This is a genomic window from Microvirga aerophila (assembly GCF_003332305.1).
Taxonomy (GTDB): domain Bacteria; phylum Pseudomonadota; class Alphaproteobacteria; order Rhizobiales; family Beijerinckiaceae; genus Microvirga; species Microvirga aerophila.
In genome coordinates this window covers 1-9,738 of record NZ_QOIO01000103.1, presented here as the reverse complement: position 1 = coordinate 9,738, position 9,738 = coordinate 1, and the positions used below count along the sequence as shown (strand labels likewise).

Genomic DNA, 9,738 nt, shown 5'->3' with positions numbered 1-9,738 from the left:
ACTTGTTCGAGCCTCAGGAGTGCTGGAACTACCTCAAGGCAGCCGGATATGCGTCTGTTTAACCGTCCGATGCTTTAAAGTCGTCAAAGTCGAGCACATGAAAAGCCGGGGCTGCTGAAGGGCAGTCCCGGCTTTTCCGTTGTTGGACGCCGCTCTTTCGGCTCCGATTCTTGGGCCGTGGCTCACGAGGCCAAACAGCATTACGCCCGGTCAGTAGAACTCGCCATTGGGGCGGGGAGGGAAACTGCCGGTCTGTTCGGGTTCGTAGCGCCTCAGCCGCCTGGAATCGGGAGCCTCCTCCCTGGTGCCAAATCGATCCCGGCTTTCGTGTTGACCTCGTGCGAAGGACCCGCCTGACTCATAGCCGTCACGTCCAGGGTTCCGATTGCCCATGCGATCCTCGCCTACAGTGGCCTGCTCACGGGTGGTGCGACGACCACGCTCAAGGCCGAGGTCCTCGTAGGGACTGGTCCCCTCCCGGCGAGGCAAGGGAGCCCGAGTGGCGCTCCTGTCCCGATCATCATAACGGCTATCAGGGTCCGGATTGGGGGCGCGTCGGCGCTCGGGATTCCTGGTCCGGAGTTCATTCTGCTTCCTGACCTCGCGTTCGTATTTTCTGCGCTGGTAGATACCAAGGGCACAGCCTGCGACAGCACCTTTGAGCCGATGCCCACCTACGAAATGACCGGCAACAGTACCGCCGAGCCCGTACTTGAGGCAACCTCCAAGACGGCTTTGAGCCTCTGCTGAACCAGGGGCAACCCCGAGGGTGAGCAGCACGGCAGCGGCGAGCACGATCTTCTTCATTACCACAACCTCGCGTAATCTCGGCCAACGTGGGCTTGCCCGAAGAGGTTCCTGCATCGTCCCATGTGCGGCTGTCTTTCAAGTCACGAGCGTTCTGGCCACTGGAGACTTGTTCCTGTGAGGTTCGGTAGAAGTTACGAACTCCCTTGCTCATCACGATGCGGAGCGTAGCCGCGTCTAGTCCTGGCATAATCCGGCACGCGTTCGGGTTGCCTATCCCTGCCGCCATGGATCAACCACGCCAGCCCGTAACCAATGGCACCGGCCACGAACAGCGCGACCCACGGGCTCTCAGTCACCTGCTGGCTGACAACGCGGTGGCCTTCTTGGTATAAACGCTCAGCCTCTGGATAGCGCTCGCGAGCTTGGCGCACATAGCGCTCCCCCTGGTTGTAGGCTTCCTGCGCTGTCTTGGACGCGCTCCCTGCCACATCGCCCAACGCCTCTCTGACCTGATCGAGAAGCTGCTCGGCGGTGCCCTGCTCAGCTTGGCTTGAGTTCGCCGCTGTGGCCGACGCGGCGGCGCTCTGCTGATCGTAATCGATGGCCCCGCCCTTGGTGATGCTGACCGAGACTGGATCGCTGGTCGGAAAGGTCTCCTCGATGGCATGGTCGAGCTTGGCGTCGAGGTTCTCTTTCGAGTTTTCCGGCAAGTCGCAATCCGGGGGACACTCGGCAGGCTTGCGCGGTTCACTTGGCATAGGTTGGCTGTCGGTGGTCGGTGAGTTGGCCATTGGAGGTCTCCTCCAGGGGCTGATGCGGTTGCATCCGGCTCCGCTGCACCGAACCAACTCCCGCTCACAGGCCCCGTTCCGGGTGCAAACTAACATAGGTCAACAGCTTAGCGGCAATCCGAGCGACAGCCAGGAGTTCAAGGCGAATCATCTAAAACAGATTTCCCAAAGAGTTGGTGCGCAGCCGGGAGATAGCCGTGGCTGCCAAGCCGCCGTCAGACGAGGATCGTGCTACCGTCACCGGGGCCGATGGAGCAGTCAGTCTGGGGTGGGCCACAGGCTCGCCCACCAACACCCAGCTTGCCACCGAGATCGGACGCCGTCTCCAAACCCGGTACCAAGCTTGCCGCTCTCGTGCGTCAGTTGCAGGAGCGCGAGGATGAAGCAGGCCCGTCAAGGTGAACGTAACCTTCAGGCCGCCATCCGATCCGCTGCCATGGCCACTTCCTGCAACAGGGTCTCCCCTGGAAGAGGACGAGGGAGAAAGCACCCATCACCGGGAACCTCGGAGGGGCGAAGGTGCCGGATGTGATGGGAGATGATCACCAGTCCGAGGAACGGCCAGCGGTCGTGCACCTTGTGGGCAAGCTCCAGGCCGTCTGTGACATCGGGCACGTCGAGATCAGCCAGCAGAACCCGCACGTCAGATCGCTCTTCAAGGGTGGTCCATGCCTCGTGTGGGCTCTCTGTTGCGATGACGTTGAACCCTGCCCCGTTCAGGACGGCGTACACCGCCATGCGGATCACCGGCTGGCTCTCCATCAGCAGGACCGTCGCTGCCGTGTCAGAACCGCGTGCGCTCATCACTCGACCCTCAAGGCCGAATTATAGTCTCTTCGACTTCAGCGATCCAGGCGAAGGGCGTTTCAAGGCATACTTGGGGCGGGCGGTCCCTTGCGTTTGCCCCTGATGGTCAGGAAGGCCCGTGGGCCTACACGCCGCACAGTCATCTCACCCTTGGAAAGATAACCCTGGCAATACCGCTGACCGGGACCATGCCCGCGCCACTCGTCACTTGTGACCAGGAATTTGCGTCCGATCTCGACCGGCATGAGGGCCTCAGAGGTTGAAAGGGCCAATCAATGCGGTCGGTTCGAATCAGCCAAATGCTCCTGTGCTGTTCGGAGCATCTCAGGACGGCTGCGAAAGGTTTCGTCGTCAACGCGGCTGAGCCGAACGGCCTCCTCGGCTTCCATCAGCACTTCAAGTGCCCGCCACGGCTTCGGCATGAAGCGCACGTTGCGCAAGGTTCTGTCGGGCTCCTCCTCCAGAGGCGCACCCGAGGTCAGTACGGTTCTGATCCAGGGCCACTTCAACCTCACGGTTCGGGCAAGGTCCACGTCAGTAATGAGACATGAGAGCCTGACATCAGCGAACAGGAACGCCACCTCACCCGCATGATGGTGCAGGTAGTGCAATGCCTCTTCGCCGCTGGACTTCTCGACCACTTCCAGATCTGTCTCCTCCAAAAGCACCGCCGCCAGTGTGCGAAGCGCAAGGTCATCCTCGACAATCAACGCAACTCGACTGAACTCGCCTTTGTGTCCCATTATGGCCTCCCGTGCTTGGTGGAAAATTGCTGTCGTGCTCTTGCAGCGGACCACAGGCCAGGGCCGCAGAGCAGGTCGAACCTTATAAGGCTGCGCTGGTCACGATCACTCTCGACCAGCACCGCAATAGATTGGGATTTGCACGACAGGACCATATCTGCCTCGGCAACTCTGTGTTTGTGCGCGTCAAACGGGCCATAGCAGCATCGCCCTTTGGACAAGCGATGCACGACTTCAACAGGACGCCGGGAGCAGTCGTCCCAGCGCGCAGGTGAGACAGCCTGACAAAGCTCTCGGCAGCCTGCACGCCTCCGTATAAGCGAACTTGATCGCCATAGTTACAGTATCTCGCCGTCCATCAAACTGAAAAAGCTTGCCCCGCGCGGTCTTTTGCTTGGGTAAGATAATCTAGATCAATGTAATCGATGTTTACATTGATCTAGATTAGACATTTTCACGGATATTGAAAGATATACACTGAGGACAGGAACACTTGCTAAAGTTAGCTATTGGCTTGCTGTTGAGACGACGGAGCGATACCTCCTGAGGCTTCTTCATGACTGATCCTCTCGACTGGCAGGAGATCGCTTGTGACCTCCTGCCCTTTTTGGAGATGGGACCGTGCTCATGATGGTGGAGCCTGCTGGAGCGAGCTTCCAGCCGTTTTGACCTGTTGTGGCCCATCACGCTGATGCGGTGCGGGGCTCATCACTGCTAGGAGGTGGTCATGCGCCTGCCAATCACCGGACATGCTCAAGGGGTTTCTGACACGGTTGAGCGGGCCATGGAGATTCTCAAGGACCGCAAGGACCCAGCCACCACGCCCTCCACGGGATCGCAGCCCCGCCTGACCAGCCTTCCGCGTGCAAGCCAGCGGAGGTCATGAGTCGGGGGCATCATGTGCTCTCTGGTGGTCTTTATCGTCACCGAAGCCACGAGCACACGGCGGGTGCAGCCAGGGCAGACGATAGCGATCCGTCCCTGACGACATGGAGGCTGCGATGCCTCGCTTCTACTTCCACCTTCGCACCGAGAACAGCTTTCTCTGGGACGAGGAAGGGATTGATCTGCCAGACCCTCTGACAGCGCAAGGAGCAGCGGACAGGACTGCCGCCGAACTGCGGGGCGGGCTGCTCTATCAGGTGCATGATGGCTCATGCTGGACCGTTGCAGTCACCGATGAGGGTGGCGCGATCATCCATATGGTCGCCCTGTGAGAGGTAACCTAATGGAAGCGGCTCGGCGAGCAGGGCGCTGACCGATGAGGATGGTGGCCCACAGGACCGCTATGCCGTTTCATGGTATGCTGTTGACGGCTGAGGGGCGATCTCAAGCGGGAGGCTCTCATGTACGCCGTAATCCGCAAGTTCAACAAGATGCGTTCGGTTGACGAGGTGGCCCGACGGGCCGAGGCTGGCCTTGTGCCAATCCTGCGGCAATCGCCTGGGTTCCGGGGCTACTACGTTATCAATGGCGGCAACGACGTAGGTGTATCGATCAACCTGTTCGACACCCAGGACGCGGCGCAGGAGGCGCACCGTCGCGCCATGGCCTGGATCAAGGACAACCTCAGCGACTTTTATGAGGGTCAGCCGGAAGTGACCACAGGCGAGGTCATCGTGAGCGTTCCGGCTCAGGGCGCAATGGCCGCGTGACCGATCCCCACATTCTACCACTGAGCGATGGATGGCTGGAGTAGCAACTCAGTCACGCGATCTCGGAATGCTGCACGAGGCGGACGACCATCCGGGGCTGCTCTTGCCTCGCCACGGAGAAGCCCGCGGCGAGGCTTTCCCTTGTTGCTGCCGAGATGCCATGTGACGGGCGGCCAAGCCTGAAGGGCGTTTGCTGAACAAGCACAGGAGGGTGAAATGACCGACACGAGCGTGACGAAGGTAAGCAGCGCCCATTCGCCGACCGGCGAGCAAGGTCAGGTATATCTTGCTTCAGGCAAGCGGATGTCCATGCGGCTCTGGCGCGACGAGGAGCCGACCCAGGAGAAACCCTCGGCTAAGCATGAGTACGAGGTGGTTGGCTACGTCATTTCGGGGCGAGCCGAACTGGACATTGAGGGCCAGACGGTGCGGCTGGAGCCGGGCGATTCGTGGGTGGTTCCCGCAGGAGCCGAGCACACCTATCGCATTCTGGAGAGGTTTAAGGCAGTCGAAGCGACCGCACCTCCCGCCGAGGTGCATGGACGGGAGCAGTCTCAGGGCGGCTCGTGAATGGCGAGTGATTCTGGCTCCTTCTCTGAGGACTAAGCATGGAAGACTTGATTCGCGTTCTCAAAGCCGCTGAGGCGGCGGCTTCCTGGCATGCTCACCAGAAGAAGAAAGGGGCAGCACAGGAGCCCTACATCAATCACCTTTTGGAGGTTGCGGCACTTGTTGCCAAGGCCACCGAGGGTCGCGACTCGAACCTCGTGATTGCCGCGCTGCTGCATGATTCCATCGAGGACCAAGAGGTGCCACGTCAGGTGATTGCCGAGGCATTTGGGGATGATGTGGCGAAGCTCGTCGAAGAAATCACCGATGACATGAGCCTTCCGGACGAGGAGCGTAAGCGCTTGCAGGTCGCGCACGCGGCCAAGAAATCGGATCGGGCGAAGATCATCAAACTCGCCGACAAGATCAGTAACGTGAGGGCGATCAGCGGGGGCCATCCACCGGATTGGTCGGTGAAGCGCAGGCTGGACTATGTCTCTTGGGCACGGACGGTCGTTGCTGGCTTGCGAGGGGTCAATGTCCAGTTGGAGCAGGAATTCGACGGGGTTGCGGTAGAGGCCGAGCAATCGGTGGAACCGAAGCTATGATCGAGGGGGCTTAGTTCGACAGGTTCAATAAGGCCCACGGTAGAGCCTGTTTTCGCGTTAACACTTCTGGTTACACTCGTCTGACCTTCTCAGCCTGTGCCTTTTTGCGGTTCTCAAGGGCGGTTTTTAGGGCTCCCTAGTAGACGTTCGCCTGGATGGCCCTCGTCAGGAACATCGCCTCTGGCAGATCAGGGTGACGGAAGCCGTTGAGCAGGCTCTCATCCTTGATGAACCGTTGCGCACCATCGCGGCCACAAACTGCTTCTCGGTCAAATCACGCATCCGGTGTACTTCTTCACTTTGGCCCATGGCGGGGCTGGCAAGCCGTTCGTACTCGGAGGATCGTAACATATATACTCCGGTCGCCGTCCTTGACGGCTCGACCGGATTGCAGAGTGCCATGGATTCGTCGAGGGTCACGATCATGAGCCGCCCATTCGCAGTGCTGGGGCTGGTTGTCGCGCTGCTGCTGCCAGTGCAGGGGCAAGCCAATCATGACCGCTTGCCCGATCCACCACAGCAGTCAACCAATCAGAAGCTCCCGTCTCTTCCTCACCCTTATCGCGCAGCCATCACGGTTTCGGGTCTGTCGTCGGGCGGCTTCTTCGCACACCAGTTTCACATTGCCTTTTCGAAGCTCGTCAAAGGTGCAGGCATCATTGCGGGTGGACCGTATGGTTGCGTCGAGAACATCCCGAACCCATGGTCGCCCTTTTGGTCGCGCCCCCTGGACCGTGTCTCTGCCGCAGTGGTGGCCTGCACTCACTACTTCGGCAGCCGCTACTATGGACTGCGTCCCTCGCCTCCAGAGGCTGAAGAATCCGTCAGGCTCATCCGAGAGGCTACGAACCAAGGACTGATTGACGACCCAGCCAACCTCGCCGACACTCGGGTTTGGCTGTTCCACGGCAAGAGCGACGCCGTCGTCCCGCTCGGGATCATGGAGACGCTCAAGCAGGTTTACAGCACGTTGGGTGTTCACGAGCCAAAGCTTCGGTTTGATCAGAACCAGACCGGCGCTTCGGCCAATCATGGCATCCCCGTCAGCACGTTTACCGGGGAGAGCAGGTTTCCGGTCCGGGAGTGTGGGCAGCATGAGCCACCCTACGTGATCCAGTGCCGGTATGAGGCCGCCGAGTTGCTGCTGCGCCACCTTTATCCCGAGCCGCTCAGGCCAGCCTCAGATGGTCCGCATCGGAATGGGAGCGTGGTTGCATTTGACCAGACCCAGTTCTTTGATCCAACGGACAGGAGCGTCAGTCTGCATGGCGTCGGCTACCTGTACGTCCCTACCCAATGTGCCGCCGCGCAGTGCCGCCTGCATGTGGCCTTCCACGGTTGCAAGCAGGACGTGGACAGTGTGTTCGACGACTTCATCCGGGATGCGGGCTACAACCGCTGGGCCGCCAGCAACAACATTGTTGTCCTGTACCCGCAGGCCACGGCCTCAGCGGCGAACCCCAATCGCTGCTGGGACTTCTGGGGCTATAGCGGGACCAACTACGCCAACCAGCGTGGACCTCAGATGCGGGCCGTCAGGGCGATGGTGGATCGTCTGATCGGTCAGTAAGCTCAATAGCCAAACTGTTAACAGAATGCTGGAGCGAACAATAGCGATCAGATTGCTGCGAACCTCCTCATCCTCAAACGATCATGGGAATGCAGGCGATTATGAGAGGGTTAGAATGTGAGGGTCACAAGAAATCTCGATTCCATCCCGACTGCCAGAGTACCAACCAGAACTGGCTGCCGCAGCCTTTGCTCTATATGCATGCGCGACTGCTGATCTGAGGAAGAGCCGCAGGCGCAGTTTTAAGGGCAAGGCAGGGATGAGCAACCCGTGATACGGCAGGAACTGCGGTGCAGGATATCTCGATCTGCGATACTCCACGAAGGCAGGCGATATGTAAACTTGAAGAGAAGGTAGGCTTGTTAATCTAGGTTAGAAGATCATATCCAGACGGAGGAAAATAGAGCTACGTCAAACATTACGAAAAGTTCACATTGCAGTTGTTTTGATTTGCTTGAAATCCTTTATAATCCCGAGAGTTGGTAGAGGCGAAACTGCACGAGGGTCCCTCAAGGGAACGGCCTCGGCGCTCACTGCCACCACGACAACTTTGCGAGTAATTTGAGTGCGCCACAGAACCACCCCCTCCTTCACAGTTGAGATCAAACGAGCCAGGACGCCATCAGTCGGCACCTCCACGAGAAAAGCAGTCGCTTCAGAGAGCGATACTCGCCACAGGCCAAAGATGCGCCAACCGGACGACCTTTTTGCAGCGCCAAAATCTCCCTCCCGTCTATCTTTGGGCGGCGCAACCACGTCTGCTGCTCCTCGGGCAAGAACAGGACGCATTCTCCCGAGCCTTACAAAGGTGGTGGACCCAGTTCAGGCACGACAGCAACAGGAGACGGACGAGCGGCTTGCGTGGCGGACGCTGGCACAAAAGTCAGGCAGCAAGGCCGCGACTGCTGAAGAATCCAATGCGGCGGCTGCACCGAGAAAACGTCACGGCTCTCCGTCAAGCGCAAGTGAATTCCACGCGACAGATGAAACGCCTGCTCTTGGTTCGGCACCTCAGACAGGAGCCGTGCCGGATACGCACGTTGTGGCTTCTTCCCCACGCGAGATGCCGAGCGGTCTTGCCGAGGAACCGCGTGGGAAGAAGCGCCATGCCTACTGGGCCGCTTACCGGAAGGCAGTTCGCCGGGGCCTGCCGTTGCCATCGCTGCCTGCTGGTGAACGCTGGAAGCGGCGCTTGCCACCTGCGTGCCGGTGAGCGCCGGTCAAATGGCTGCTTCAACCGCTCGTATTCGCTTTCAAGCCGTCCGGAATGACGGTGGAATCGACTTACGGATCGGGACCGATAACCGAACGGTCGTGGTTCTCAAGCTCACGGCCTCAGAACTTGAGGCGCTGGTCAGAGTGATCGACGACGTGTTGAACAACGAAGAAAACGGTGCCGCAGGCGAGGAGGAGTAATCCTTGCACCGTCATGCCCCGCAAGGCTTACAGTGCGGTAAGGTGCTAACACCACACGACATGAGCCACGTGCTCGCTCTCCAACCGGGGCAGCGAGGCCCGCAGATGACTTGACCGTCCTCTGATCCCCTTGATCTGTCTCTCGCAGACCACGCATTCGACTCCACTCGACGAGCCCTTGATCCGATACTGGGGCTCGTGAGAGGTCTCGGGTAGCACCTGCACAATCACATATGTATCGGGATCAGCCCGCCTGGGATGGGCAGGCAGAACCGACTGGCCGACCTTGAACTTGTTGTGCCTCATGGAACCTTGTCCTCCATAGCTCATGAGCCCAGCGCGGGGGGCGAGCCTCGGGCTGGCCCAACACCACGGTTGCTGCGATATCACCCCCAGCCGTTCCCATACGCCCACCCCTGGTCAAGCGGCAGGGTCAGCACCTGAGATTTCGCAGCCTCGGCAGCCTGCTGCGCGGCACGGCGGGCAGCACGAGCCTCCTCGATCAGCGCAAGCTGCTGCTCCCGTGTCATCGGGTGGATACGTCTCAGGTGCTCGCGCCGACGCCGTTTGCGTTGTGGGGAACGCTTATTCTCAACAACGGGATCACTGTGTCTGTAAGCCGTTCGTGCCATGGCTTAGCTCCACCTTGGCTACCGCAGCAGCCTATACCTGTGCCGCTCGACAGGCCAGGAAAAGCGCAGGGCTCCGCTGGCGTTCCCAAGGCGGGCACGGGGGTGCGCCGAGCCAAAGCTTGGCCTCAAACCCGCAAGCCTCACATCGGCGGGTTCATCGAGTTCCCTTGATCACCACGTTCGCTATGGCTCGCATGGAAATCCTCGCCGTCGTGCC

At 59.8% G+C, this 9,738-nt stretch carries 13 protein-coding genes; 7 read left to right on the top strand and 6 right to left on the bottom strand.

Annotated features, from left to right (window positions below; genetic code table 11):
* Nucleotides 1–210 precede the first annotated feature (210 nt).
* From DRB19_RS30865 to DRB19_RS27810, 4 genes are all read right to left on the bottom strand, one after another.
* Nucleotides 211–807 (bottom strand): hypothetical protein, encoded by a 597-nt coding sequence (locus DRB19_RS30865; protein WP_174800015.1) that lies wholly within the window; start codon nt 805–807, stop codon nt 211–213.
* 134 nt (nt 808–941) lie between these two features.
* Entirely contained in the window at nt 942–1,541 is a 600-nt protein-coding gene (locus DRB19_RS27820) for a hypothetical protein (RefSeq protein ID WP_114189227.1), read from the bottom strand.
* A 411-nt stretch (nt 1,542–1,952) separates the two neighbouring features.
* The gene (locus tag DRB19_RS27815) at nt 1,953–2,345 is read right to left on the bottom strand and encodes a response regulator (RefSeq protein ID WP_114189226.1); all 393 of its coding nucleotides are present in this window, start codon (nt 2,343–2,345) and stop codon (nt 1,953–1,955) included.
* 275 nt (nt 2,346–2,620) lie between these two features.
* Entirely contained in the window at nt 2,621–3,091 is a 471-nt protein-coding gene (locus DRB19_RS27810; RefSeq protein WP_114189225.1) for a DNA-binding transcriptional response regulator, read from the bottom strand.
* Between the two features lie 727 nt (nt 3,092–3,818).
* Here DRB19_RS27810 and DRB19_RS30440 point away from each other — a divergent pair.
* From DRB19_RS30440 to DRB19_RS27780, 7 genes are all read left to right on the top strand, one after another.
* Nucleotides 3,819–3,977 carry a hypothetical protein gene (locus DRB19_RS30440; RefSeq protein ID WP_162815920.1) on the top strand — a complete coding sequence of 53 codons (159 nt, stop codon included), beginning with the start codon at nt 3,819–3,821 and terminating at the stop codon, nt 3,975–3,977.
* 115 nt (nt 3,978–4,092) lie between these two features.
* On the top strand, nt 4,093–4,308 hold the full coding sequence (locus DRB19_RS27805) for a DUF6894 family protein (RefSeq protein WP_114189224.1): 216 nt from the start codon (nt 4,093–4,095) through the stop codon (nt 4,306–4,308).
* A 129-nt stretch (nt 4,309–4,437) separates the two neighbouring features.
* On the top strand, nt 4,438–4,746 hold the full coding sequence (locus DRB19_RS27800; RefSeq protein WP_114189223.1) for a hypothetical protein: 309 nt from the start codon (nt 4,438–4,440) through the stop codon (nt 4,744–4,746).
* 216 nt (nt 4,747–4,962) lie between these two features.
* A complete protein-coding gene (locus DRB19_RS27795) occupies nt 4,963–5,316 on the top strand; it encodes a cupin domain-containing protein (RefSeq protein ID WP_114189222.1) in 354 nt (117 codons plus the stop codon).
* Between the two features lie 38 nt (nt 5,317–5,354).
* Nucleotides 5,355–5,903, top strand: coding sequence for an HD domain-containing protein (locus tag DRB19_RS27790; RefSeq protein ID WP_114189221.1), 549 nt, complete (start codon nt 5,355–5,357; stop codon nt 5,901–5,903).
* Nucleotides 5,904–6,303: 400 nt separating this feature from the next.
* Complete coding sequence (locus DRB19_RS27785; protein ID WP_162815919.1) at nt 6,304–7,473, top strand: extracellular catalytic domain type 2 short-chain-length polyhydroxyalkanoate depolymerase; 1,170 nt, start codon at nt 6,304–6,306, stop codon at nt 7,471–7,473.
* A gap of 1,224 nt (nt 7,474–8,697) precedes the next feature.
* A complete protein-coding gene (locus DRB19_RS27780) occupies nt 8,698–8,889 on the top strand; it encodes a hypothetical protein (RefSeq protein WP_114189219.1) in 192 nt (63 codons plus the stop codon).
* Nucleotides 8,890–8,934: 45 nt separating this feature from the next.
* On the opposite strand, the gene DRB19_RS27775 is transcribed toward DRB19_RS27780, so the two are convergent.
* Both DRB19_RS27775 and DRB19_RS30435 read right to left on the bottom strand, forming a co-directional pair.
* Nucleotides 8,935–9,195: a hypothetical protein gene (locus DRB19_RS27775; protein WP_114189218.1), complete on the bottom strand. Its 261-nt coding sequence runs from the start codon at nt 9,193–9,195 to the stop codon at nt 8,935–8,937.
* An 80-nt stretch (nt 9,196–9,275) separates the two neighbouring features.
* A complete protein-coding gene (locus DRB19_RS30435) occupies nt 9,276–9,419 on the bottom strand; it encodes a hypothetical protein (protein WP_162815918.1) in 144 nt (47 codons plus the stop codon).
* Nucleotides 9,420–9,738: the final 319 nt, after the last annotated feature.

What these genes read in the sequence shown, in the direction of transcription:
- DRB19_RS30865 (WP_174800015.1), bottom strand. Translation starts at nt 807, where the DNA reads ATGAAGAAGATCGTGCTCGCCGCTGCCGTGCTGCTCACCCTCGGGGTT.
- DRB19_RS27820 (WP_114189227.1), bottom strand. Translation starts at nt 1,541, where the DNA reads ATGGCCAACTCACCGACCACCGACAGCCAACCTATGCCAAGTGAACCG.
- DRB19_RS27815 (WP_114189226.1), bottom strand. Translation starts at nt 2,345, where the DNA reads ATGAGCGCACGCGGTTCTGACACGGCAGCGACGGTCCTGCTGATGGAG.
- DRB19_RS27810 (WP_114189225.1), bottom strand. Translation starts at nt 3,091, where the DNA reads ATGGGACACAAAGGCGAGTTCAGTCGAGTTGCGTTGATTGTCGAGGAT.
- DRB19_RS30440 (WP_162815920.1), top strand. Translation starts at nt 3,819, where the DNA reads ATGCGCCTGCCAATCACCGGACATGCTCAAGGGGTTTCTGACACGGTT.
- DRB19_RS27805 (WP_114189224.1), top strand. Translation starts at nt 4,093, where the DNA reads ATGCCTCGCTTCTACTTCCACCTTCGCACCGAGAACAGCTTTCTCTGG.
- DRB19_RS27800 (WP_114189223.1), top strand. Translation starts at nt 4,438, where the DNA reads ATGTACGCCGTAATCCGCAAGTTCAACAAGATGCGTTCGGTTGACGAG.
- DRB19_RS27795 (WP_114189222.1), top strand. Translation starts at nt 4,963, where the DNA reads ATGACCGACACGAGCGTGACGAAGGTAAGCAGCGCCCATTCGCCGACC.
- DRB19_RS27790 (WP_114189221.1), top strand. Translation starts at nt 5,355, where the DNA reads ATGGAAGACTTGATTCGCGTTCTCAAAGCCGCTGAGGCGGCGGCTTCC.
- DRB19_RS27785 (WP_162815919.1), top strand. Translation starts at nt 6,304, where the DNA reads ATGGATTCGTCGAGGGTCACGATCATGAGCCGCCCATTCGCAGTGCTG.
- DRB19_RS27780 (WP_114189219.1), top strand. Translation starts at nt 8,698, where the DNA reads ATGGCTGCTTCAACCGCTCGTATTCGCTTTCAAGCCGTCCGGAATGAC.
- DRB19_RS27775 (WP_114189218.1), bottom strand. Translation starts at nt 9,195, where the DNA reads ATGAGGCACAACAAGTTCAAGGTCGGCCAGTCGGTTCTGCCTGCCCAT.
- DRB19_RS30435 (WP_162815918.1), bottom strand. Translation starts at nt 9,419, where the DNA reads ATGACACGGGAGCAGCAGCTTGCGCTGATCGAGGAGGCTCGTGCTGCC.